The following is a 24,726-nucleotide window of genomic DNA, read 5'->3' as shown; positions in this document are numbered from 1 at the left end:
CCATAATAAAAGGCCCTCCTAATGATAATTATTTTATCATAGAAGGACCTTGCCTAGATTATTTTACAGAAAAAGTTTCACAGACTCCATTTTCCCTTACATCTTTATACTCTTTGCCAGACTCGTCAGCAAAGCTGCCATCTCCGGATTAACCTTTTTTCTTTCTAACCCACGTTATTTTGCAGCCACGGTTACCACTGTTTCCTTTTTTTCGACATAAGCCAATAAAACATAGAACAAAATATTAATGCAAATACAACGCCAAAAACATTCTGAATCACTCTAAGACCAACTGCTCCTTTTAGTCCATAACTCTCTGTAGCAATGGCCAAAGCACCAAATGTGTTAAATACTGCCTGCCAGCCATATTTTGCAGAAAGTCCTACACCAATTCCGCCAAGGATTCCTATGTATGTATAGATGGATGACGGAAGCAGAAAATATAGTACTGTAAAGCATATTACACCTGCAATATTTCCGACAATCCTTTTGCGGACTCTGTATTGCATGTCCTCCATAAATGGTAAGATTGCTGACATTGCCGCAATTCCAGCCCACATTGCCCGTGGCATATTGCAGAGTTCCGCAATGCAGAGTACTGCCGGTACGCATATGATCTGACATAACTGCCACTTTGTTCTGGAAGAAGATATATCAAATTCCTGTACTAAATCATTCAAATTTCTTTTATACGTTCTGTTTTTATGATTTCGATAAAATACGAAGCAGGTAAGTGCTGCACCTAATGCCATCCCGGTTAATCGCATCTGATAACTTTTTCCTGTTACATCATATCCATACAATAACAGATAACCAAGAACCAATGTGGATTGGTTAAACATGAATGGGTTATGACATCCGAACAGAATCAGCACTGCCAGTGCAGCAATGTTTAACAGCATTCCAAGTACCGGTGAAAGCTGGTTTGCTAAATGCGGACATACAGTCATAATTACAAAGAACAAAGCCAAAAGCATCGTAGATTGTCCGGTGTGGATCCCCAGATCCGCATTCCGAAATACCATAAGGCATAATAAAACTACTACACCCACAATACTATTCTCATTTCCAAATAAGATACTGAAAATAGTAACAAATAAAAAACAAAATGCCATTGTAACAGCTATCTTTACCAAATATACCAGTATATGATATGATTTTTCTTTCACTGTTTCACTCTTTTTCAACAGATTTTTAGAACCTGCCTGATTTAACTGCAATTCCTGATAAAATGTCATGTAATTCCTCCTCTATCTGTTTTTCTTAAACTTATATGGCCTCATCTTTCTGTATTGGAAGCTCTACAACAAATCTGCATCCACCATATTCCCGGTTTTCTGCCTTGATTGTCCCGCCAGCACTATCTACGATCCGTTTCACAAGTGCAAGGCCGAGACCATTTCCTTCTGCTTTGTGAGAACCGTCTGCCTGATAAAATTTATCAAATATTCTGGTTTTCACATCATCCTCTATTCCCGGTCCTTCATCTTCCAGAATAAACATTACAGAATCCTTTTCCTGCTTCAGAAACATCATAATTGTCCCCTTTGCAGGACTGAACTTAATCGCATTATCTAAAAGATTCATCCATATGTGCATAAAAAGTCCTTCATTCCCAGTATATTTAACTTCCTCCAGCTCTACCTGGAAACCAATTTCTTTTTCTGTCCATTTTGTCTCCAGGGAAAGAAATGCCTGACGGATCTGTTCATCCAAGCGATATTCTGTTTTTTTCATTGGTATGTTCTGATTCTCTAACTTGGATAACAGCAAAATATTTCCAACCAATCCGGAAAGCCTTTGGGTATTAAACAGGATTTTTTCTACATATTCCTCTTGCTCCTGAGACAGTTCTTCTCCCTGAAGAAGCATTGTATACCCTTCAATGGCATTGATCGGGGTCTTAAACTCATGAGAAACATTAGAGACAAAATCCATCTGCAGTACTTCTGTTGCACGAAGCTCTTTTGTCATCACATTAAAACTCTGGTAAGATTCTCCAACTTCTGCGATACGGCTATTCGTTTCCAAGTGCTGTTCAAAATCCCCCTGCGAAACTTCCTTCATTGCTTTACTGAGTCTGGTAATTGGTTCCAGCAACCTTGCATTGATAAAGGAAGTAATCAGCCCTGCAATCAATGTATTAAAAATCAAAAGCCAGCCAAGCGCAGGTATGCTACCAGGCAGATTAAAAAAATGATTCAAAAAAGCAAATAATAACGCAGATATGACTGTTGAAAATACAAGTGCCAGCCAGATTGCACCAGTCAGACAGGATCGGATCCGCAATCCTTTTTCTTTCTTTTGTTCCATTATTTTTTCACCACCTTGTATCCAATTCCACGCATTGTTACGATTTCAAAATCAGGGTTATCTTTCAAACGCTCCCTGATTCTTCCTATATGTACCTCTATCGTATGTGGGTCTGCCTCCGTCTCGTATCCCCATACTTCATCCATCAACTGTTGTTTTGTAAATATTCTGCCTGGCGAAGCTGCAAGCTTATATAAAAGTAGGAATTCTTTTTTAGGCAAAACAAGACTTTCCTTATCAGTTGTAACCGTCATTGCATCATAATCAAACTCTGTTGAACCGATCACAATTTTGTGTTCATTCAGTATCTGTGCACGGCGAAGCAGTGCTCCGACTCTTAAAACCATTTCATTCACATTTACCGGTTTTACCATATAATCGTCACTTCCCGAAAGAAATCCCTGGCGCATATCATCAAAGGAACCTTTCGCAGTGATCATAAGTACCGGTATCTGATATCCTGCTGAACGGAGTTCCGACACCAGTTCATAACCATCCATAACCGGCATCATAATATCGGAAATGATCAGATCAATATACTCTTTATCCAATATTTCTAATGCCAGTGCTCCATCCGATGCACTTTTGACCTGATATCCATTCTTCTCAAGCACTTTTTGGAATAGCTGGCTTAATTCTTTATCATCTTCTACAATTAATATTTGAAACACGTTTTCCTTCCTCCTTATTAAAACAGATACCTTGCCCATCCAAGCAGATGCTGTACCAAAAATATTTTTCTCTGACGTTTCTTTGTTAATTCGATTGGCTCTACATGATATGGATCATTATAAGTTCCGCCTTCTAATATCTGGCGGGACACTTTTTCATATTCCATCATGCCCTCTTCCAACTGTTTATTAATATCTTTACTGCGAATTACAAGCATCAGTTCCGTATCCAGATATGCACTTCTCATGTCCATATTAAAGGAACCGATTACAGACAGATCATCGTCAATCAGAATACTTTTTCCGTGGTATGAATAACCACCTTCATATTCCCAGATATTAATTCCTGTACTTAAGATTCTATTTCTGTTTTTCGCATAATCGGCAGCCCCAAATGGATTCCCATTATTCGCAACTGAATTTGTCATGATAGAAAAATCTGAAACGTTCTCTGCAATCTCCTCCCATGTATTATACATCATATCATTACAGATAATATATGGCGTGTGGATCTTCACACGATTTTTTGCATTTTTCATCAATTCTCCCAACTGATACCACACTACTGGTTCTTTGGAACCTGTGTGAATAGGATTTGACACTAATGTAATCTTTTCTGTCTCAAAAGTTTCGTCCGTATAATCGGTCTCGCAGATTCTTTCCTTATTCTCTTCAAAATATTTCTGATAGCTGTTCTGCAGCTCTAAAACTGCGTTCTTTACAGATTTTCTATTTGCCAGTTTTTTATTGTTATGAAAATAACCACTGTCTTCCTGATTCCATATGGTTTCAAAATACTCTGACAACTGGTTAACTGAATTTTCTTTCTCAGGTTCATCGCAAACCACTAACACGTCTCTGTCATAGTTCTTATGTCCCGGAAAATCACCCAGGAAATAATTGTATGTATTTCTTCCCCCAAGAATATATCTCTTTCCATCTGCAATCAAATATTTATCATGCATTCTACCCATCATTTTCCACGGTTTCAACGGATTGGCCTTATTATACAGTTTAATTTCAACATTCTCATGGGATGATAATCCATAGAAATACGGATTTCCTTCCATATCAATCCAGCTCTCCATTCCATCTACTAACAGACGAATATGTACACCTCTGTCTGCCGCATCATGCAGTGCTCCTAAAATCAATTTTCCACTTTCATCGGATTGAAATGCAAAAGTAGAAAGAATAATTTCCTTTTTTGCATTCTTGATCAGACGCACTCTTTGTAAAAGCGCTTCTGGATTCTTTTCTATGATTACTGCCCGTTCTGTATTTTCACTGCATTCGTTCCATGACCCATTTTTTGTTTCTTTTTTGGTTGTATTGGACACTTCCGGCTGTTTTTTATATGCAACGCAGATTCCGAGCAATTCATAAAAAGCCACACATAAAAAAATTGCCAGTATAACAAGAAGGATTTTACATATTTTATGCTTTTTCATTGTACATCACCTGATTCCTTTTTATTTCATACTTATACAATACAAAGTCAATCTCAATTTAACCTCAACAAAATTTATTTTTCATAAAAAAATATGACCGGCTTCTTTTTAAAGAAACAGTCATATTTTTATTCTAATATATGAAGGAGCTTTTCTTACTCCGTTGTATTAATCACTATCCATGCAAAATCTTCTTTGTACAACAGACTGTTAGATATAGCAAAAACGGCCTTTCAAAAACAGTTAACTTCTAAATCAACTGTTTTTTGAAAGGTCGTTTCATCAGATTCTTATAGCAATCCAGCAAATAATCTCATAAATAATTGTCCCAGTCGCAAATATGCACTTCGTCCGGTTTGATATTGGTCTGTCACATCACGACATTCTCCCATCGTTCTTATCAGATCATTTTTTATTTCCACAACTGCCTGACAATCTGCCATAAAACAGCCGTTTTCAAAATGGTGATATAAACTTCGATAATCCAGATTAATTGTTCCACAAGTTGCCATACAGTCATCTGCCACACTCATTTTTGCATGACAGAAACCAGGAGTCCACTCATAAACACGAACACCATGTTTAACTAATCCATGATAAAAAGAACGAGTTATATTATAAATGAATTTTTTATCAGGGATACCAGGTGTGATAATTCTTACGTCTACCCCTCTCTTAGCAGCCAGACATAACGCATGCGTCATTTCATCTGTTATGATTAGATATGGAGTCATAAACCAACAATATTTTTCAGCTTTATTTATCATACTGATATAAACTTCTTCTCCTACTTGTTCATTATCCATAGGGCTGTCTGCATAAGGTTGAACAAACCCAGTTTGCTGTGCCGCATAATCATAGTGGAAAAGGTATTTACTAAAATCAGAATCATTAGCAGCCTTATCACTTACTGCATTCCACATTTCCAAAAATGTCACCGTAAGCGACTGAACAGCATCTCCTTCTAAACGAATACCTGTATCTTTCCACTGTCCATACGGGTGTGTGTAATTAAAATATTCGTTTGCTAGATTATATCCACCTGTAAATCCGACTTTTCCATCAATAACTGTTATTTTTCTATGATCACGATTGTTCAAAAACAGATTTAAACCTGGCATAAACGGATTGAATACACGGCAATGAATTCCTATTGCCTCCATCTTTTTCACAAAATCTGTGTTAATAAAGCCTATAGAACCCATATCATCGTAGAATACTCTAACTTCCACACCTGCTTTTACTCGCTCTTCCAGAACATCTTGAATCTTATGCCATGCTTCAGCGTCTTCTATCGCATGATATTCCATAAAGATAAACTTCTGTGCTTTCGCCAAATCCTTAAGCTGTGCCTCTAATCCTTTCACTGCTTCATCAAAATACACAATATCCGTATTCTGATAGATTGGATACTGCGAATTTCTTTTTATGTAACTTGCTATATTTCCTGCTTTCGGAATTGTTTCTTTTATTTTGCTCAAACACTCCTGACTGTCCGGAAGCATTGGTAACAATTTGCTATCAATTTCTGCATATCGCTCACGCATTTTATGCGTGCCACCATTCAAGCCAATCAATAAATACAGGCCTACACCCATAATTGGGAAAATCAGAATTAAAATGACCCAAGGCATTTTCATAGAAGATGTCTTATCTGACGCATACAATCTCAAAACTAAGATTCCACTTAAAATTCTGGTAAATAAATTTATGATTTCTGCATATTCATTCAAGCGTGTTACGATAGTAATAATAAAAATCACTTCCAGAAGAATGCAGATTATGGAAAAACACAGCCGTTTTACCCCATTTTTTGTTTTTGCTTTGCCCTCTAAAGTATCTTGTTTCATATATATTCCACCTTCCTACTTGCTCAGTTTTCTCCCTAAATTTCGTGGAACATACCAATTTTGTCTTTTATTCTCTGCATTTCATTATCTGCTTCAATGATAGCTCTTGCAGAATGAAGTAATTCTTCACTTATCTCATTATAGCCAGGCATTTCCTCAATTCCTTTTTTATAGCGAAGTTGATGTTCCAATGTTGCCCAGAAATCCATACCATTGGTTCGAATCTGTAATTCTACACGCATAGGTGTTTTACCCTTAGCAAAAAATACTGGTATTTCAACAATCATATGATAGCTTCGATAACCATTCGATTTTGGATTTTTTATATAATCTTTTATTTCAATAACTTTAATATCATCCTGTTGGGTAATCAAATCTGATATCATATAAATATCGTCAATAAACGCACAAACTATTCGAACGCCTGCTACATCATTGAGATATGTCTGTATATTTTCTGTTGTAAATTCATATCCCATCTTCTGCAGTTTATCGTAAATACTATTGGGCTTCTTAATTCTCGTTTTTATAAAAGAAATAGGATTTCGATTGTTCTCAGCTGAAAATTCATCATCCAAAACCTCAAGTTTAGTTTGTATCTCCCGAATAGCACAACGATACATCATCATTAAATTATAAAATTTTGTAGCATTATTTAAAAACTGTAGTGATTCCGGACTGTCCATCCTGAGTTTTTTTACTTCATCTTTTGTCATGGAACTTTCCTTTCTACCTCATCCCTGATTTCAAAACATTATTTATTTTGATAGTTGATTCGTTCTCCTTGAATTACTGGATAACAAATCATTTTATCACTATCCAGATTTTCTACATACATATCTACTGCACTGATCTGATGGTTTTCATAAGTATTGTAATAATAAATACCTTTTGTAACATTACAACACGACGTATACAATGTGATTTCATATTTTCCATCCGCTACTTCGCAACATCCTCGTTGCTGATCCACAGATCCGAGAATGTGGAAGAATTGGCTAACGCTTTCTTCCTCTGATTCACCTGAAATTGCATTTACCTTTGTAAAAGCTACACGTACAAAGCGTGAGGAAGATGAGAGATCTCCCGGAAGACCTAATCCTCCCATACCTCTACTATATGCATCAAGAGCCAAATTCTCGCAGAAAGTATTTCTGGGCTGTTTAGGAGATAAATACATATAATTATTTAGTTGAAACATCTGCTGTGGAAATGGCGGATTATTCGTAAGCACTCCTACTGGATTGTCATAAATATGTAAACCATCTGACATAGATTCTACCGTAATTGACTCATTCTCATCAGAAATGATCCAGTGTAATTGTGCTAATGGGAATTGCTCGCTGAAAGGAGTATTAACAATATTAATTCGTTCAAGAAGCTCGCGAACTTCAACTAAAGAAGAACACTGACTTAAAATCCACGGAATAAATTCAAACTGTGCAATATTTTCCACATCTGGCTTAATCGCGGCATAAACAGCATTTCCGACAAAATTCAGTCCTGCCATTGCCACTCCTTTTTCATTCATAGCATCATAATACAAAGGATAATCCTCTGCAACATGAGCCATTCCAATAATTGCATAATGATTTTTCATATCGCCAACATGGCGAAAATTAAACGCATAATTACGTGGTGTAATTACTATCTGATCACCATAAGAGAATTCATAATCGAGGGTTCGTCCAAAGTAAAAATCTTTTGTTTTATAAGTTGCTGCTGTACACATGATCGTTTATCCTCCTAAATAGATTGAAATATGTCAATGAGTTTTTTTCTTGAACAATAGTATAGCACAATCTTTATTTTGTTCCAACTTCATACATGATCATAACATGTAAACTTTAAACTATTTTCCTAGATTATTTCTCCATCAGTTTTTCAAACCAAGTATCCATAATGGATATTTTGTGGAACTCATAGATCCTCTGGTGTATTCTTTCATACATCCATTACAAGGATTTTTTCTAATTATGTCATTATCTACAGCCATTTGAAATGCGGGAAATAATATATTTTGATATAATTGTATTGTTCCTCTGCAAAAATTTCTTTTAGTAAATAAATAGGCGTAAAAAGCTTGAATATCCATTTTTTTTATGTCTTTTACTTTAGATTTACCCAATTTGGTATCCTTAATATTTTTTTCGTATATATGGGTATAATTTTCTTTTGTTGATACAGCTAAATTGGTTTTTAAATCTAAATACTGTTCTATTAATTTATTAACAGTCATATCATCGGATTTTATCATGTAGTGATAACAGGTGTTTGACGGGGCTGCCTTAGCATCGGCCTGAAGGCTAATTGGTTATAAATAAACTCAATATTTCACCCGTATTTAGGTGCCTATATGGTTAGATATCGTCCAAGACTTCCAGACTGCACAGCAGATAGTAGGAACTGTCATCCGAGAACGCCAGCCGGTTTCCTTTGGAGTTGATCAGTCCATACTTTGCAGAGAAGGAATCATACAGTTTATCCAGCTCTGCCTGTTTTGCGGTGATTTCATGGTCGGGTGTCATGGCTTTTGCGTGAGCCTGTCCAAGTTAACACTGCTTGCGGCTACTATTATAAAGAACAAAACAGCCATCTTCAGCACAAAAGCAACGAAGACAGCTGTTTTCGAAGTGTCATCAGTTTCCGTAGAACTCCAGGAATCTCTTCAATTCCACACGTGTGGGGGAATACAGCAGACTTTCTGCAGGACCATACTCCAGTACTTCCCCTTTTTGAAAAAACATCGCTTCATCAGCGATTCGCCTTGCCTGCTGCAGGGAGTGGGTGACCAAAATCAAAATACAATTGGTCTGGCGCACATAGGACTGAATCAAAGTTTCCGCGGCAGCGGTGGTTTCCATATCCATGGCTGCCGTTGGTTCATCGAGAATCACCACATCGTATGTTCCCATCATCAATCTTGCCATCGCCATGCGTGCCGTCTCACCGCCGGAGAGACGATCCGCCCGTTTATGTTCCAGTTCTGTCAGAGACAATGCTTTCGCGAGGGACTCCGCTTTCTGGATATCCCTGCCGCCCAGCAGGATGTTTTTTCTGACAGACATACGAAAGGCATAGGGCTTCTGAGGAAGATAGCCAATGCTTGGTTCCAAGCGGATTTTCCGGTCTGCCGGAAGGACATCTGCCAGAATCTTTGAAAATGTGGATTTTCCGCTTCCGTTTGCTCCGAGAATCGCATATATGTTTCCAGGCTGCAATTCCATTCCCGGAAAATCCAGCACTTTTTTCTGCCCATAGGTTTTGGAAAAGGCGGGAATTATCATTGACTGAGCCTCCTTTGCAGCAGAGATATCACAACATTCACCAGCAGGGAAACCGCCAGCAGAATCATGCCCAAGGCAATGCCCAGAGAGAAATTTCCCTGATTGGTGTACTGCATAATGGCTGTGGTCATCACATTCGTTTTCCAGGCAATGGCACCGCCCACCATGGACACTGCCCCGACCTCTGCAATAGATCTGGAAAACGCCAGCAGATAGGAAGAGATGATACAGTACTGGCACTCATTGCACAGCAGCAAAAACGTCCTTCCTCTTCCCAGCCCCAAGCCCCTGGCTGTTTCCCGAATCGCCGGAGACACTCCCGCCACATAAGTCTCCATAGCCCCCACAACAATGGGAGTGATCAGCGCCACCTGGGCAAGAATCATGATTTTAACCGTGAACAGCAGCTTCATGTGTCGCAGAGGGCCGACCCCGGAGAAAAGGATGTAAAACAGTAGGCCGCATACCACAGGGGGCATCCCCATAAGCGTTCGGTTGAGGATAATCAGAAGCCCTCTCCCGGGGAATTTGCTATTGCCCAGACAGATTCCCAGCGGAACACCCAGCAGCAGTGCAAGCAAAGAGCTTTTGAGGCTCATTTGCGCTGTGACTTTCAAAATGTTCAGAAGTTCTGCATCGGAAGACAGGATAAGAGAAATCGCCTTTTGAAGGGCCGTTCCCACGGTGCAGCCTCCTTTCTTTTTGTAAAATCCCGTGGGGAAATTCCCCACGGGATACAGTTTACGCAGATTTTTTCAAAAAAGCAAGTTTTTGAAAACTGTACATATAGCGTCAGCCGCAGAAAATGAACCCAGAGTTTCCTTAGTTTATGATGCCATCGTTGGCAACGAAAGTCAAGAAGGTTGCCTTATCGGTCAGGATGTAAGCATGCATCTGCTCTGCCATCACCAGACATGCGCCCATACCGGCGTTTGCAGAGGTGTACCACTGCGTGTAGGGAGCGAAGGACTCTGCCTCCTTCGTGATACCCAGAGTCTCAGGCCACAGGGACAGCTCCTTGGTGTGGGTGCCGGAACCGTCGCCACGGGAGATGAAGGGATACTCGCCCTCCGCAATGGCTGCAAACGCATCCAGAACGGAAGCTGCCTCCTTAACACCGGCAGGGTCCGCAGAAGGTCCGCACAGGACGAAATAGTTATACAGGAAGGAAATGCGCTCTGCTTCGAAGCCATCTACAGTGCGGGCGAAGCCCTCTTCAACAAAGGCTTCTTCCTGGCTCTTGGCATGGACCAGAATCAGGTCGGCATTGCCGAACTTGGCGGCAGAGATTGCCTTGCCGGTACCGGCAGACTGGACTTCCACAGTGTAGCCATAAGTGCTCTCGAAGATGGGCAGCAGATAGCCCAGCAAACCAGAGTCTTTCACAGAAGTGGTGGTGGAAAGGCGGATGACCTTTGTCTCTTCGGTAGCGGGCGCAATCTCACCTGTATAAACAGGGGCACCGTCCTTGACGTAGAACAGAGACTCACCGTACTCTTTAAAGCCATAGTTTGCGGCCAGGTCCAACGTTTCCTGGGTCAGGAACCACTGGATGAGGGCATCCGCACCGGCGGTATTCACCGCAACGTCAGCGACAGAGTTGCCGTCAGCATCCACAAAAGGCGCCTCGGGATTTACGGCGATAACGGTGTAGGTGTTGAGCATCTTGTCGTCGGCTTCCTTCAGAATGCAGGTATCCACCACAAGACCGGCCTGGGTGGGAACCTCAGCGGCGGCTTCCGTCGGGACAGCCGTTGTGGCGGGAGCCTCAGTGGGAGCCTCAGTGGAAGCCTCAGTGGAAGCCTCAGTGGAAGCCTGCGTCTCAGCAGGCTTGCTTGCGCCGCAAGCAAGAAGACCAAACATCATGGCAAAAACCAGCAGCATGGACAGAATCTTTTTCATTGTCTTACCTCCTAAATATAAAGAAATATAAAAAAGACCAGCCAGTTTCCGCAACACCAAAAGCACAGCCGAAAGCTGCACCCGATCATGGCGTCTGGAAAGAGGCTCGTCCACCGCTTTGCAAACTTTGGAAATCAGTCAATTTCACGAAAACTGACCAATCAATTTATGATATTATATCACATTTGGACAAATAATACAAGCCACCCTTTTCAGAGACTGTGCGAAATGATACGAAATTATATGAAATGATTCAAAACAGTTCTTTCACTATTCTCCATAGTATGATAAGATCAAACAGGAGGGGATCGCATGTTCAAAGAAGAAGTGTGGGCTTTGGAACCAGAGCGTATAGAAACCTTTTTCCTTCATCATAGGGAGGTTCATGCCACTGCGGATGGTTACCGGTTCCGTGATTGCCGGATTACCGTGACCGTCCTTCCCCCCCGCAGGATCGCCGGTTTGGCACTGCCTCAGACCAGAGTCATCTTTGAAGGTTCCGATGATTCCGCGCTTCTGATTTACAGGCAGTTTCAATTACGATTTCTATCCGCAGGCGGATAAGAATTGGAGGTTTATAATATGAGCAAGAAAACAAGTCCTTCCATGGATTCCTGGCTGAAAGAGGCCAAGGCCCACGAAAGCGCCCCTAAGATTGGCATGTATCTGACCCATAACGGCATTGTCCGGGAAAGTGCCAAGGCAAAAGTACGCCAGGGTGCCGCCGATACCAGGCCCGTTGTGGGGATGCAGTTTTCCTACAATCAGGAGGCTGTGGATGCCATCATCGCAGAAACCTATAAGTTGGACGGTATTTTCTACATCAAGGTCTGGCTGAACGAAGGGGAACTGAGCGTTGGTGACGACATCATGTATGTGCTCATCGGTGGCGATATCCGCCCCCATGTGGTGGATGCTCTGCAATATCTGGTGGGTCGCATCAAAAACGAGTGTGTCACGGAAATAGAGCTTTACTGATACGAGAAATCCGGAAAAATGTGCGGAATTTCATGTAACCTTTTCGATGTATAAAAAATCCCATTTCCTGCTCGGAAATGGGATTTCCTTTTATTTTGCACAGTCCGCACTGCCCTCGCTGTAGAGCATATCCAGGCCATGGGCCACCGGGTCGATGACCGCCAGAATATTCTCTGCCGATGCCTTTTGGCTGCCTGGCAGGGTAATGATCAGGGTGCGTGCCCGAATGCCCGCAACACTGCGGCTCAGGCAGCCTTTGGGTGTGATCTTCATGGATTCTGCCCGCATAGCCTCCGGGATACCGGGAGTCAGACGCTGGATTACCTCCATAGCGGCTTCCGGGGTAATATCCCGGGGTGAGAAGCCGGTGCCGCCGGTGGTGAGCACCAGGGCAATCTTCTTTTCATCTGCACACTTCAAAAGCTCCGATTGGATCATCTCCGCCTCATCGGGAACGATGGCGGTATAGGTCACGTCGAACCCCTTCTCCGTCAGAATCTTCACCAGGTTGGGGCCGCTGGTGTCCTCCCGCTCGCCCCGATATCCCTTATCGCTGATGGTAATCACTGCTGCTGTATACGCCATGATTCGTCCTCCCGTTTGTAATCGCCGTGGATTCCGCCGGTTTTGGAAAGCAGGCGGATGTCCGTGATCGTCATATCCTTTTGCACCGCTTTGCACATATCGTACACTGTCAGAGCGGCGGTGCTGACAGCGGTAAGTGCCTCCATTTCCACGCCGGTTCTTCCGTCACAGGAAACGGTGGCCTTGATTTCTACGCTGGATCTGTGTTCATCCAGAGAAAGCTCCAGGTTGATGCCATCCATCAAAATGGGGTGACACATAGGAATGATATCCGGTGTGCGCTTGGCACCCATGACCCCCGCAATCTGGGCAACGGTCAGCACATCTCCTTTTTTCATGCCGCCGCTTTGAATGAGCGCGAATGTGTGTTCATTCACCAACACCCGGCCTGCCGCAACGGCCACGCGCTGAGAAATGGGCTTTCCCCCCACATCTACCATTTTGGCCCGTCCCTGGTCATTAAAATGGGTAAAATCTGCCATACTCAACCTCCGATTTGATTCATATTCCGACCGGCGCCCGATTTGTGCGCAACATCCAGATCCCCATGCCATTGGGGTTTTCCAAAAATCGCTGCTTCCAGCTGTGCTTTCATGCCATCGAAATCCAGCCCTTTCAGGGGATACTCCGCATTGGAATGCAGACAGGGCTTCACTTTTCCGTCTGCAGTCAGTCGGATGCGGTTGCACTCCCCGCAAAAATGGGCGCTCACCGGGCTGATAAGGCCAATATTGCCCAGTGCGCCAGGCAGGTGGAAGAGTTTGGCAACACCGCCATCTTTGGCAGCCGGTACCGCTTCCGGCAGAGCCTCCAAAACCCTTGTAAATGGAATATACGCTTCCGGGCCAAAGCCGGAGCTGTCGCACATGGGCATCATTTCAATAAAACGCACATCCACAGGATACTTCCGGGTAAGCTCCGCCAGCGGAAGGATCTCATCATCGTTAAATCCGCCAATGAGCACGGCATTGAGTTTGATCTTCTGAAAGTCAGCATCCAAGGCCGCATGAAACCCCTTCCAGAAGTCATCCAGACTGCCTCTGCGGGTAATGTGGGCATACTTCTGAGGATCCAGGGTATCCAGGCTCAGGTTTAACCGGCTGACCCCCGCCTCCTTGAGGGGCCTTGCCAACTCCGGGAGCAGGATGCCATTTGTTGTCAGGCAAACCTCCCGAATTTCAGGAACTCTGGATGCTCTGCGGCAGATAGACACGATATTCTTTTTAACAAGTGGTTCTCCACCTGTAATGCGCAACTTGGTAATGCCCAGAGCCGCGGCTGCTTCCACGGCCTGAATAAGCTCATCTTCCGTGAGCATGTCGGCATGCTCTTTCTTGCAGACACCATCCTCCGGCATACAGTACCGGCAGCGAAGATTGCACAATTCCGTCACAGAAACACGCAAATAGGTGATGCTGCGTCCAAATGTATCAATCATAGTTTACCTCGTATCTTTTGAAATGCGGCAATGCCCGCTTTTCTTCCGTCGGCTGTCACGCCCTCTGCCATGGGGTACACCGTGTTGCAGTTGCCGCACATCTGAAGCCAGGACGGCATTCCCAATTCCGCCAGCAGCCCACGCTCCGGGACAAGTCCCGCGGCAATCAGAAGCGTTCTGCAGGCTATCTTCTCTCCGCCGGACAGGCAGCAGCCTGTGAGTGCGGGAGAGCCCTCAACGGCGTCAATGGTCTGGCTGCAAATAAGGCGGATAGAATTATCTTTTAGGCAGCGCCGGTTTCTCGCCAAGCCGCCGCAGTTTTCCTTCTGCTCCACCAGAGTAACAGAAATCCCCATTGCCGCAATCTGGGATGCCATGATAAGGCCAATGTCACCACTGCCCAAAATGACCACCGGACCTTGGGGAACAAAGCCATGGAGGTTCATCATCTCCTGCATCTGACCGGCTGTATAGACACCCTTTGGACGGGTTCCCGCAATCGGCAGCGCCCCCAGTGGAATCTCCCGGCTGCCCGTTGCCAGAATCAGCTGAGAAAACGAGATCTGCCGGTCACCGGACAGATGCGCCGTTTTATTGGGTTCTACCGAAAGTACCGTTGTCCCAAAAAACAGAGTAACCGTTTCCGGGAAATCCTGCACAAGCGCAGCGGTGTATTCCCCTCCGGTAAGTCCGGCGCCAAAACCGGGATGGCTGCATTGCAGGAGAATGCCGCCCAGCTTTTGTTTTCTCTCCACCAGCGCAATGCTTTTGCATCCGGCATCCGCAGCGGCTCTGGCTGCAGCAATTCCCGCTGCACCACCGCCGATAATCAGGATATCAAAGTGCCCCATGCCTGACCTCCCGGAGTATCTGCTCGATGGCAAAGCTGCATCGGCTGCCCTGGCAGACGCCCATACCGCTTCCCACTCTCCGCTTGACCCCATCCACCGTGGAAGCTCCCCTTCGGATTGCTTCCAGAATCTCTCCGCGGCTGATGCCTTCGCACAGGCAAATGATTTCGGGGTCATTTGTTTTGGCAATGGCCTGCCTATGGGGCGTGAAGCGTGGATTCGGGTGTGCATCCAGAAACGCCGCCGTTTTCTCCGCAAGGTACCTGCCCAGTTCGTTGGCACAGGTCAGCCCCGGGGTTTTGATTCCGATCAGACTGAAAAATCCAGGAGCCGGGTACTCAATGGAGAAATCGTGAATGCTCTCGCCGTCATCCCGCTGAGGATTTGGCCGTGCGGCGGCGAATGAGCGGATTACCTGCTGCATATTCAGATTCGGAAACAGCGATACCGCACTTGTCTTCAACTCCGATATTCCCTCTTTTGTTGTGGCAAAGGGTTCTCCAACGGGCTTGCGTACCCCGCTGAGCAGCAGATTCCCTTCCACACACGGGATAGCAGTGATGCCTTTTCCGCAGGACTGTGCCTGCTGAAAGATGACCCGCTTCGGCTTCCGCGCCTGTTTGTCCAGGACCAGGTATTCTGCTCCATCTATCAGAAGATGCGTGTCGGAGGGAAAGCACAGCTCCTGTATCCGATCTGCGGAAAGTCCTGCACAGTTGATGACAGCCCTGCAGCGCAGTTCGCTGCGATCTGTTTCCACCAGATAGCCAAACTTGGTTTTCCGGATTCCCACCACAGTGGTTCCCAGCATGGGTTCCATCTCATTGGCAGCAGCGTTTTCAAAGGCGGCAATGCCCAATTGCCAGGGGTTCACCGTTCCGGTGGTCGGGGCATAGAGCGCGCCTGCCACACCCGGTGCCAGCATAGGCTCCATTGCCTCTGCCTCTCCCCCGGTCAGAAGCTCCAGACCCGGCACGCCATTGCGGATACCCTGCTCCCATTTTCTCCGGAGCTGGGCCAGGCTCTCCTTGTCATAGGTCACCAGCAAGGAGCCGCAGCGGGAAAAGGGAACTTCCAGTTCACGGCACAAATCATCAAAAGAGGCATTTCCACGAACCGTCAATTCCGCCTTCCGGGAACCGGTTTTGTTGTCATATCCCGCATAGACGATGGCAGAGTTTGCCCGGGTAATGCCTGTACAGATATCCAATTCCTTTTCAATCAGCACGACAGACAAATTCCAGCGCATCAGATTCCGGGCCGCAAAGCAGCCCAGAATTCCTCCCCCAATAACCGCAACATCTACGCTTTTCATAGGGGGATAATCTGTCCGGGGTTATCCACGGTATAGCCGCCGAGGGACAGGATTTTTTCCCGGAACGCATCGCTCTTCAGGATGTGCAAAAGCGCCTGAACCATAGGGGTATCCCAAGCATGGTCAGGGACAATGAGGTCATACTCCTCAATACAGATGGGGATAAAGTCCAGATCATAGAGCTTTGCCGCGGAGTAGATGCCCATACCGACATCAGCACTGCCGCTGGCGATCTGGGCAGCAACAGAAGTGTGGGTCAGTTCTTCCCGATCGTAGCCGTAGACAGAAGCAGTATCCACATTCTCCCGCATACACAAATAGTCCGCAAGGATCCGGGTGCCGGATCCCTTCTGGCGATTTACATAACGCACGCCATCCTTTGCAATATCTGCGAATTTCCGGATCTGGAGGGGATTGCCCTTTGCCACCATCAATCCCTGCTGACGACCGACACAGGAAACCAGCTTCACACCGCCTTTGGGGAAATACTTGCGAATAAATGCCTTGTTATAGCTGCCGTCAGCCGTATCCAGCAGGTGGCAGCCAGCCATGTGCGCCTCACCACGGCGGATTGCCATTATACCGCCCATGGAACCCACATGGGAGGAGCTGATATACAAGGCAGAGTCCTCCAAATGGAGCATATCTGCCAGCTCGTCCAGCAGCGGATCATGGCTGCCGATAATCACCAGCGTATTGTGCAGCTTTTCTAAGGGGCTCAGCAGGCGGACACTCACTTCCTCCCCCGCCTCGTAGCCCTCCAGTCCCTGGGGTACTTCCAGAATGCCATCGGCCTTCATAAAAGAAGAAACCACGCCGCTGCCCCGGCTCAGGGGGCTGGCCATCAGCCTGCCGCCTACGCAGCCCATGCGAACACGGACAAACTCCTGATATTTCAGACCGCTGACAACAGGCCGGGTAAGGGTTGCGTTCACATATGTGTCAGTGGCTGCCGGTGCTTTCAGCCAGTGGTCAATCAGGGGCTTCAGCAGCTGCTCAATGACGATGATGCCAGACACCGGATAACCGGGCACTCCAAGAATGACCTTCTCTCCCCGGCAGCCCAGAATGGCAGGCTTGCCGGGCTTGATGGCGATGCCATGGTACAGCACCTCACCCAGTTCCCGGATGACCCGAGCCGAGAAATCCTCCCGTCCGGCAGAAGAACCGGCATTGAGAATTACCATATCGCACTCGTCTGCCGCTTTGGCAACCATTTCTTTGATCTGGTCAAATTTATCCGGTACAATGGGATAGACCACCGCCTCTGCGCCCCATGAACGCACCATTGCGGAAAAAATGGAGCCATTGAATTCCAGAATATCCCCGGGCTTCGGGTCTGTACAGGGCGGGATAATCTCGTCCCCTGTGGGGATGATGCCCACCACAGGTTTGCGAATCACTTCAATTTCCAGCACACCGCCGGCAATCATCGCACCAATGGCAGCTGGGGAAACGGTCATATGGCTGGGCAAAATCATTTCCCCGGCGCATACATCCTCGCCGATCTGGCGGATATGCTGCCACGGGGCTGCGGCTGCGTGAATGGTGATGGAACCATCTCCATTCTTCACAATGTCCTCCACCATGATGACTGCATCTTTGTCCTCCGGAATCGGGTCGCCGGTGTCCAGCACAAGAAACTGGTCCGGCTTTAGAGTAACAGGGGTCGTTTCCGTCGCGCTGAAGGTTTCTTTTGCGGAAACCGCCACACCATCCATGGCACTGGCGGCATAGTGCGGGGCGCAGATGTGGGCATAGACTGCCTTTGCCGTCACCCTACCGCAGCTTTCAAAGACAGGAATGGTTTCTGTCTTTGAGCCAAAACCGCCGCTTACCAGCCGCTCCAGATATTCCTTCCGTGCCTGCGCAAGCGGCACATTGGTCAAATATTCAAATCCCATAAAATTACACTCCTGAAGTAATCGTTACCTGAATTTCCGCTCCCTGGGGTAAGCCTTCACAATCCCGACTGATGCAGAAATAACCGTCGGTCCCTGCCAGAGTGGTGATAAGGCCGGATTTTCCCCGAATGGGTTGGGCATAAAGCTCGCCGCCTGTTCCTGTCAGCCGGCAGCAGTGATACTGGGCTCTGCCATGATTGGCACTGATGCTCTCTGTAACCCTGGCAGTAACGGTATAGACAGTCATGTCCCGATCCATCAGCCGTCCCAGCAGGGGCTGTACAAAAAGTTTTGTGATAAAGTAGGCAGCCACCGGATGCCCGGGCAGACCCACAATGGGCTTTTTCCCGGCTTTTCCCAGAATGGTTGGTTTTCCGGGCTTAATGGCAATGCCGTGAAGCAGAAGCTGGCCTGCGGATTCAATGATGCGGCAGGCGGCATCCTTCACTCCGACACTGCTGCCTCCGGACAGCAGCACGGCGTCACATTCCGCAATGGCCTGATTGACCTTTTGAGAAAGCAGCGCCTCATCATCCACCACAATCCCATAGTTGACAACATGGCACCCAAATGTGGAGAGCATTGCCTCCAGCATGGGACTGTTCACGTCCCGCACCTGTCCGGGGCCGGGCTGCGCCTCCGGAGGAACCAGCTCGTCACCGGTAGAAATGACGCCCACGGTCACTTTTTTCACCACCGGCACCTGCACCCGGCCAATGGCAGCCAGCGCACCAATGTCGGCAGAAGACAGGGAGCGGCCTTTGTGCAGAATCACCTTTCCGGGATACACATCATCCCCCCGGAAAATCAGATTCATGCCCGGCGCCGCAGGTTTGGCAACACCGATGGTGCCGTCGCCGTAGTCCTCCGTGTATTCCACCATCACCACACCGTCAGTACCCCTGGGCACTGCGCCGCCGGTGGGAACGGCTACACATTTCCCCTCATTCAGCAGATAGTCGGCACCTTCGCCCATCAGCACCGTGGCCTGCAGGGGCAGGATCGCCGGGATGGCATCGCTGCAGCCGAAGGTGTCACTGGCGCGAACCGCAAAGCCATCCACTGTGGAGCGGTCAAAATCCGGCACATATTCCCGCGCCGCAATATCCTCTGCCAGAACTCTGCCCACAGCCTCAGACAGAGCTACAAATTCTGCCTGTTCAAGCGGGGAAAACTCCGATTCTATCAGCGCAAGAACTTCTTCTGGCGTTTTTACATACAGCATACTAGACCTCCATAATGATCTTACCCAGGTCCCGGTAGTCATTGCCGGAGAAGTGGGTCACCTCCCTGCGGAACACAGGTGAGGACAGGATTGCAAGCATTTTGACTACAGCCGGATTTTCCAGCGATTCCTTCTGCAAAACAAGATCGAATCGTTCCTCCAGCAGTGGGATGAAGTCAAGCCCCTCCAGCTGATGCGTTATCCGCTCCGTGCCAATGGCAAGATCCGCATCTCCTGCGGCAACGGCAGATGCCATCGTAAGGTGAGAACTCATAATTTTGTCGTAGCCCTTTAGCTGTCCGGAGGGGATTTCCAGTTTTTTTAGCTGGGTATCCAGCAGGATCCTGGATGAGGAACCAACCCGGCGGTTGAGGATGGAGATATCAGCCCGGCGCAGATCCTCCCACCCAGTTATGTGCTTGGGATTGCTTTTGCGAACATAAAAGCCCTGGGTGCGGTAGGACAGGTTCACCAGCACTGCGGACACCCCGGGCATCAGGCTTCGCACAAAGGAGGCATTGCACTCTTTTCCATCATACAGATGGCAGGCCGCAGCGTCCACCTTTCCCTGATACAGTGCCAGCAGACCTTCAAAGCTAGATAGATATGTACGACCGGCGTTGATATCCTCCTGATGAAGATAATTTGCCAAAATGTCCAGCACAACATCCTGCCCGGAGATGATCATCTCCGGCGCCTTTTCCTCAGCAGGTGTCAGCAACGTGGAGTGGGTATCGATACGCTGCACCGGGGCAGTGGAATGCTCATGCCGGGAGCGGGCAATATAGGCATCCACGTCCTCCTGCGTAAAACGAACCTTTCGCCCGATTTTATAGGAATGGATTTCTCCCTTGCGAATCAGGTCGTAAATGGTGGACTTGCTGACATGGAGAATGTCTGCAACCTCCTGGGTAGACAGGGACTGATTCTGCGCCATACTGCCTCCTCCTTGCAATCGTTTTCTATTGATTATACTTCATCTTTCCAAATTGCACAATCGCTTGGCGCAATATTTCAAGTATTTTGTGCGATTTCACGTCATTTTGTACGTCATCTCGTCGAAATACTAAAATCTCTTCGCATAAAATGATACAGTTTCATGCGGTTTCACACAAAAATGCACATCCGCTCTTGATACCCCTGTTATTTCCACTATAATAAATATATACAAATTGTAAGCTCAATTTCAAATTTTTATGGAGGTATTGCATATGGCTGACGCATACTACGAAAAAATTGCCCGCATCAATCTGACCACCGGCAAGATCAAAGTGGAACCTCTGGATCTGGAACTTGCCCACAAGTTCATTGGCGGCCGTGGTCTTGGCACCAAGATGCTCTATGACGAGGGCATTGCCACAGTCGATCCCCTGTCCCCGGAAAACAAGCTGATCTACATCACCGGTCCTATGACCGGCGCTGCCGCCCCTTCCACAGGCCGCTACATGGTCTGCACAAAGTCCCCCCTTACCGGCATGATTGCCTGCTCCAACTCCGGCGGTATCTGGGGTGCCAAGCTGAAGTACGCCGGTTGGGATGCCATCATTGTGGAAGGTGAAGCTCCCGACTGGACCTACATCAACATTGACGACGATAAGATTGAGCTGCTGGATGCCCGGGAATATGTAGGTGTCATGAGCGAAGCCATTGACGAGCAGCTCAAGGCAAAGCACGGTGCTGACGTTTCCGTTCTGAACATCGGCCCCGCCGGTGAGAAGAAGGTTCTGCTTGCCGCCATTATGAACGATAAGGACCGTGCCGCCGGTCGTTCCGGTGTCGGTGCTGTCATGGGCAGCAAGAAGCTGAAAGCCATCGTGGTCAAGGCAACCCGCAAAAAACTGGACAACATTGCAGACCTGGATGCCCTGAAGGTGGCAGCCAAAAACGCTATGGATGTTCTGAAGGCCAACCCCGTTACCGGTTCCGGCCTGCGGCAACTGGGTACCGCTGTTCTCGTGAACATTGTCAACAACATCGGTGCTTTCCCCACCAAGAACTGGCAGGAAAGCTATTACGACAAGGGTGACGATATCTCCGGCGAAACTCTGGCTGAGAAATACCTGGTCAAGCCCGGTGCCTGCCATCGCTGCCCCATCGCCTGCGGCCGCGTGGTCAATGTCAATGGCAAGGTCGTCGGCGGTCCTGAATACGAGCCCCTGTGGGCCTATGGCGGCAACTGCGGCAACAATGATCTGAACGTCATCGATGAGTGCAATATGCTCTGCAACGAGTATGGTCTGGATGCTATTTCCGTCCCCTGCACCATCGCCGCTGCCATGGAGCTGTACCAGAGAGGCTACATCAAGGAGGAAGAGTGCGCCGGTGTACCTCTGGAATGGGGTTCCACCAGGGCATTGGTGGAGTGGACCAAGCGTATGGGCAATCCTGAAACCGAGCTTGACTGGCTGATGAGCTCCGGCTCCGCCCGCCTGTGTGAGCACTATGGCCATCCCGAATACTCCATGAGCGTTAAGAAGCAGGAAATGCCCGCTTACGACGCCCGTGCCATTCAGGGCATCGGCATTACCTACGCCACCTCTAACCGTGGCGGCTGCCATGTCCGTGGCTACATGATCTCTCCCGAAGTTCTGGGTCTGCCCCAGCAGCTGGATCGTACCGTTACCAACGAAAAGGCAGCTTGGGTCAAGACCTTCCAGGATCTGACAGCTGTCATCGACTCCATGGGTCACTGTCTGTTTACCTCCTTCGCCATGGGCGCCAAGGAGTACACCGACCTGCTGAATGCCGCCACCGGCACCAACTGGACCATCGAACAGGTTCTGGAGATTGGCGACCGTATCTACAACATCGAGAGAATGTTCAATAAGGCTGCCGGTATGAAGCCTGAGGACGATCGTCTGCCCAAGCGGCTGCTGGAAGAGCCCGTTGTAAACGGCCCATCCACCGGTATGACCTCCAAGCTGCCTCTGACTCTGCCCGAATACTACGAAGCTCGTGGCTGGGTCAACGCATTCCCCACCGATGAAACCCTGAAGAAACTGGGTCTGGACGAGTGTGTTGGCAAATGATACAATATAATTAATGGGGAGGGGGCAAGTCCCCTCCCCGATTTCTTTTGCAAAGGAGAATTTTCATGATTGAAGTTCGCGTTTTTGCAACTTTGCGCCAAGGCAGGGATAAAGTCACGCTGCTATCGCCGGAGGGTATCGCCTGTGCTGGAGATATCCTTGACCGGATGAACATTCCCCAAGAAGAAGTGTCTATTCTGCTCATCAACGGTTTTCATCACAAGCCGGAATCGGAAGTGAAGGACGGGGACATCGTGGCTCTGTTTCCCCCGGTGGGAGGTGGCTGAACGATGGATCCCAGATATGCGCGCAATGTCCCCGCCCTGAGCGAAGCGGAATGCGAGCTGCTTCAGCGCAAACGTGTTCTGGTGGTTGGCTGCGGCGGTCTGGGCGGGCATCTCATCGATATGCTTGCCCGCATTGGCATAGGCTCTCTGCGGGTGGTGGACGGTGATGCATTTGAGCCCTCCAATCTGAACCGTCAGCTGTTATCCGAAGTTTCCTTGCTGGGCGTTGGGAAAGCACAGACCGCCGCGGAAAGAGTCCGGCGTGTGAATCCCAATGTTGCGGTTCATGCCGTGGGGGAATTTCTTACGGAAGAAAACGCAGCCGCCCTTCTTACAGACTGTGATGCGGTTCTGGACGGTCTGGACAATATCCAGTCACGGCAAATCCTCGCGAATGCCTGTGAACATGCTGGAATTCCCCTGATCTACGGTGCCGTCAACGGCTGGGTCGCCCAGGCCGCAATCTCCTGCCCCGGCGATCATTTGATAGACTTACTGTACCCCGACGGGGCTGCACTCAAAAATAAGAGCGTTCTGAGCTTCACTCCCGCCCTGTGCGCCTCTATGCAGGTTTCCCTGTGCGTAAAGTTTCTCACCGACCGCCCCGTCAGAACCGGAACACTGTATTTTTTTGACTTACTGAATCAGGAATTTGAGGTCATCCCCATGACATAAGCGCCAGACAGAACACTGCTTCCAGGATTCTATGGTTGGTTGCAGCGTTCATCTAACACTTCTGCATACGGATATCTCTGTAACGTACTGATTGGAAAATAGAACGACAGAGTGTTATGAAACCCACCTCTCCCTTTTCTCCTTCGCTGCGGCTATGGAAACCGTCGCATTTTGCTGCTTAGCGTGAAAATGTACTGTTCCACAAAATCCTACGCACAGAAGCATACCGCGTACACTCTATCGTGCTTTGCTTTCTAGCGCCTATCTGAAAACAAAGTATTCTTGTACTATTTCAACAAAATCCAAATGGAAGCAAGATGGACAAAAACAAGAAAGGACACAGCAAGCTTATCATAGCGTGTAGCGACCCTACGGAAAACTTTAAGTTTCTTGAAGAAACACTCAATCAGGTGGCGTTCCTTATAGGTGTAGAAATCGCAGAACCAAGGCTCTATCACATTACTTTTGGGTGGGATCGTATACGATGCTCTCTGCTCTGTGATGTAAATGCGAATGGAATTTGTTCCGTATGCTTTATCACCCAGAATGTTGCTTCCGGAAATTTTCACTTCCGAAAGCAGATCGACGGCGACACTGGCATCAAAGATGTTTCCGCCGGTAAGCAGAAAGTGGGCGGGATTTCCCAATGCATCCACAACAGCATGGATTTTTGTAGTCTTTCCACCATGACTTACACCGATAGCAGCAAGCATATATCCTTGCATGGTTGCTGGCAAAGTAACAGAATCTACTATGTCCACTCGATAGAAGCATTCTGATAATATATTATCTAAAATTGATAAAGTTGTACGATCTAACCATATTTACATTCATTGACACCCCAATCCTTATCCCACGCTGTAGTTATCTCCGTTCGGTGCCAGGATTGAATTATTGCATTGGTGCCCGTTAAGAAATTTCGGTGCTCAATATCTGCTTTTTCTTGCTTTTACAGTACATCCATT

General features: G+C 47.2%; 26 protein-coding genes. 5 read left to right on the top strand and 21 right to left on the bottom strand.

Going from position 1 to position 24,726, the window contains the following annotated elements:
* Nucleotides 1–191: 191 nt before the first annotated feature.
* The 12 genes from LKD36_RS14865 to LKD36_RS14810 all read right to left on the bottom strand — a co-directional run bounded on the left by LKD36_RS14865 (nucleotide 192) and on the right by LKD36_RS14810 (nucleotide 11,474).
* On the bottom strand, nucleotides 192–1,238 hold the full coding sequence (locus LKD36_RS14865) for an FUSC family protein (RefSeq protein ID WP_308460077.1): 1,047 nt from the start codon (nucleotides 1,236–1,238) through the stop codon (nucleotides 192–194).
* 31 nt (nucleotides 1,239–1,269) lie between these two features.
* Nucleotides 1,270–2,313 (bottom strand): HAMP domain-containing sensor histidine kinase, encoded by a 1,044-nt coding sequence (locus LKD36_RS14860; protein ID WP_117499876.1) that lies wholly within the window; start codon nucleotides 2,311–2,313, stop codon nucleotides 1,270–1,272.
* Complete coding sequence (locus LKD36_RS14855) at nucleotides 2,313–3,023, bottom strand: response regulator transcription factor (protein WP_044905051.1); 711 nt, start codon at nucleotides 3,021–3,023, stop codon at nucleotides 2,313–2,315. Before LKD36_RS14855 ends, LKD36_RS14860 begins: the two co-directional genes overlap by 1 nt.
* Nucleotides 3,002–4,435, bottom strand: coding sequence for a phospholipase D family protein (locus LKD36_RS14850; protein ID WP_055053946.1), 1,434 nt, complete (start codon nucleotides 4,433–4,435; stop codon nucleotides 3,002–3,004). Before LKD36_RS14850 ends, LKD36_RS14855 begins: the two co-directional genes overlap by 22 nt.
* Nucleotides 4,436–4,725: 290 nt before the next feature.
* Complete coding sequence (gene cls / locus LKD36_RS14845; RefSeq protein WP_118771654.1) at nucleotides 4,726–6,285, bottom strand: cardiolipin synthase; 1,560 nt, start codon at nucleotides 6,283–6,285, stop codon at nucleotides 4,726–4,728.
* 35 nt (nucleotides 6,286–6,320) lie between these two features.
* Nucleotides 6,321–7,001: a GTP pyrophosphokinase gene (locus tag LKD36_RS14840; RefSeq protein ID WP_118771655.1), complete on the bottom strand. Its 681-nt coding sequence runs from the start codon at nucleotides 6,999–7,001 to the stop codon at nucleotides 6,321–6,323.
* A 38-nt stretch (nucleotides 7,002–7,039) separates the two neighbouring features.
* Nucleotides 7,040–8,017, bottom strand: coding sequence for a choloylglycine hydrolase (gene bsh, locus LKD36_RS14835; RefSeq protein ID WP_118771656.1), 978 nt, complete (start codon nucleotides 8,015–8,017; stop codon nucleotides 7,040–7,042).
* Nucleotides 8,018–8,161: 144 nt separating this feature from the next.
* Nucleotides 8,162–8,524: a tyrosine-type recombinase/integrase gene (locus LKD36_RS14830; RefSeq protein WP_308460076.1), complete on the bottom strand. Its 363-nt coding sequence runs from the start codon at nucleotides 8,522–8,524 to the stop codon at nucleotides 8,162–8,164.
* 121 nt (nucleotides 8,525–8,645) lie between these two features.
* Complete coding sequence (locus tag LKD36_RS14825) at nucleotides 8,646–8,813, bottom strand: hypothetical protein (RefSeq protein ID WP_287084646.1); 168 nt, start codon at nucleotides 8,811–8,813, stop codon at nucleotides 8,646–8,648.
* Nucleotides 8,814–8,924: 111 nt separating this feature from the next.
* Nucleotides 8,925–9,572 (bottom strand): ATP-binding cassette domain-containing protein, encoded by a 648-nt coding sequence (locus LKD36_RS14820; protein ID WP_118771658.1) that lies wholly within the window; start codon nucleotides 9,570–9,572, stop codon nucleotides 8,925–8,927.
* Nucleotides 9,569–10,255, bottom strand: a complete 687-nt coding sequence (locus tag LKD36_RS14815; RefSeq protein WP_118771659.1) for an ABC transporter permease — start codon at nucleotides 10,253–10,255, stop codon at nucleotides 9,569–9,571. Before LKD36_RS14815 ends, LKD36_RS14820 begins: the two co-directional genes overlap by 4 nt.
* 139 nt (nucleotides 10,256–10,394) lie before the next feature.
* Nucleotides 10,395–11,474, bottom strand: a complete 1,080-nt coding sequence (locus tag LKD36_RS14810) for a substrate-binding domain-containing protein (protein ID WP_308460075.1) — start codon at nucleotides 11,472–11,474, stop codon at nucleotides 10,395–10,397.
* A gap of 312 nt (nucleotides 11,475–11,786) precedes the next feature.
* On the opposite strand from LKD36_RS14810, the gene LKD36_RS14805 reads away from it, so the two are divergent.
* A complete protein-coding gene (locus tag LKD36_RS14805) occupies nucleotides 11,787–12,038 on the top strand; it encodes a hypothetical protein (RefSeq protein WP_308460074.1) in 252 nt (83 codons plus the stop codon).
* 18 nt (nucleotides 12,039–12,056) lie between these two features.
* The gene (locus LKD36_RS14800) at nucleotides 12,057–12,452 is read left to right on the top strand and encodes a molybdenum cofactor biosynthesis protein MoaE (protein WP_118771662.1); all 396 of its coding nucleotides are present in this window, start codon (nucleotides 12,057–12,059) and stop codon (nucleotides 12,450–12,452) included.
* 90 nt (nucleotides 12,453–12,542) lie between these two features.
* On the opposite strand, the gene LKD36_RS14795 is transcribed toward LKD36_RS14800, so the two are convergent.
* From LKD36_RS14795 to LKD36_RS14760, 8 genes are read right to left on the bottom strand one after another with little or no spacing between them, the layout of a single operon-like run.
* Nucleotides 12,543–13,037: a MogA/MoaB family molybdenum cofactor biosynthesis protein gene (locus LKD36_RS14795; RefSeq protein ID WP_118771663.1), complete on the bottom strand. Its 495-nt coding sequence runs from the start codon at nucleotides 13,035–13,037 to the stop codon at nucleotides 12,543–12,545.
* The gene (gene moaC / locus LKD36_RS14790; RefSeq protein WP_118771664.1) at nucleotides 13,016–13,519 is read right to left on the bottom strand and encodes a cyclic pyranopterin monophosphate synthase MoaC; all 504 of its coding nucleotides are present in this window, start codon (nucleotides 13,517–13,519) and stop codon (nucleotides 13,016–13,018) included. The genes LKD36_RS14795 and moaC overlap by 22 nt, the downstream gene beginning before the upstream one ends.
* A gap of 2 nt (nucleotides 13,520–13,521) precedes the next feature.
* Complete coding sequence (gene moaA, locus LKD36_RS14785; protein ID WP_308460073.1) at nucleotides 13,522–14,475, bottom strand: GTP 3',8-cyclase MoaA; 954 nt, start codon at nucleotides 14,473–14,475, stop codon at nucleotides 13,522–13,524.
* Complete coding sequence (locus LKD36_RS14780) at nucleotides 14,472–15,326, bottom strand: NAD(P)/FAD-dependent oxidoreductase (RefSeq protein WP_308460072.1); 855 nt, start codon at nucleotides 15,324–15,326, stop codon at nucleotides 14,472–14,474. Before LKD36_RS14780 ends, moaA begins: the two co-directional genes overlap by 4 nt.
* Nucleotides 15,313–16,641 (bottom strand): NAD(P)/FAD-dependent oxidoreductase, encoded by a 1,329-nt coding sequence (locus LKD36_RS14775; protein ID WP_308460071.1) that lies wholly within the window; start codon nucleotides 16,639–16,641, stop codon nucleotides 15,313–15,315. Before LKD36_RS14775 ends, LKD36_RS14780 begins: the two co-directional genes overlap by 14 nt.
* Complete coding sequence (locus LKD36_RS14770) at nucleotides 16,638–18,545, bottom strand: molybdopterin biosynthesis protein (RefSeq protein ID WP_308460070.1); 1,908 nt, start codon at nucleotides 18,543–18,545, stop codon at nucleotides 16,638–16,640. Before LKD36_RS14770 ends, LKD36_RS14775 begins: the two co-directional genes overlap by 4 nt.
* Before the next feature lie 4 nt (nucleotides 18,546–18,549).
* Nucleotides 18,550–19,770 (bottom strand): molybdopterin molybdotransferase MoeA, encoded by a 1,221-nt coding sequence (locus LKD36_RS14765; RefSeq protein ID WP_308460069.1) that lies wholly within the window; start codon nucleotides 19,768–19,770, stop codon nucleotides 18,550–18,552.
* A 1-nt stretch (nucleotide 19,771) separates the two neighbouring features.
* Nucleotides 19,772–20,707 carry a helix-turn-helix transcriptional regulator gene (locus LKD36_RS14760; protein ID WP_308460068.1) on the bottom strand — a complete coding sequence of 312 codons (936 nt, stop codon included), beginning with the start codon at nucleotides 20,705–20,707 and terminating at the stop codon, nucleotides 19,772–19,774.
* A gap of 274 nt (nucleotides 20,708–20,981) precedes the next feature.
* Here LKD36_RS14760 and LKD36_RS14755 point away from each other — a divergent pair, with 274 nt between their 5' ends.
* The 3 genes from LKD36_RS14755 (at nucleotide 20,982) to LKD36_RS14745 (ending at nucleotide 23,761) form a co-directional block, all read left to right on the top strand.
* Nucleotides 20,982–22,799, top strand: a complete 1,818-nt coding sequence (locus LKD36_RS14755) for an aldehyde ferredoxin oxidoreductase family protein (protein WP_308460067.1) — start codon at nucleotides 20,982–20,984, stop codon at nucleotides 22,797–22,799.
* Between the two features lie 65 nt (nucleotides 22,800–22,864).
* On the top strand, nucleotides 22,865–23,086 hold the full coding sequence (locus tag LKD36_RS14750; protein ID WP_118586105.1) for a MoaD/ThiS family protein: 222 nt from the start codon (nucleotides 22,865–22,867) through the stop codon (nucleotides 23,084–23,086).
* A 3-nt stretch (nucleotides 23,087–23,089) separates the two neighbouring features.
* A complete protein-coding gene (locus LKD36_RS14745; protein ID WP_118771672.1) occupies nucleotides 23,090–23,761 on the top strand; it encodes a HesA/MoeB/ThiF family protein in 672 nt (223 codons plus the stop codon).
* A gap of 287 nt (nucleotides 23,762–24,048) precedes the next feature.
* On the opposite strand, the gene LKD36_RS14740 is transcribed toward LKD36_RS14745, so the two are convergent.
* Nucleotides 24,049–24,522 (bottom strand): IS5 family transposase, encoded by a 474-nt coding sequence (locus LKD36_RS14740; RefSeq protein WP_308460066.1) that lies wholly within the window; start codon nucleotides 24,520–24,522, stop codon nucleotides 24,049–24,051.
* Nucleotides 24,523–24,726 lie beyond the last annotated feature (204 nt).

The sequence above is a fragment of the Hominiventricola filiformis genome (assembly GCF_020686965.1).
GTDB classification, from domain to species: domain Bacteria; phylum Bacillota; class Clostridia; order Lachnospirales; family Lachnospiraceae; genus Hominiventricola; species Hominiventricola filiformis.
The sequence above is the reverse complement of the archived record's forward strand: the minus strand, read 5'-3'. Positions and strand labels throughout refer to the sequence as shown.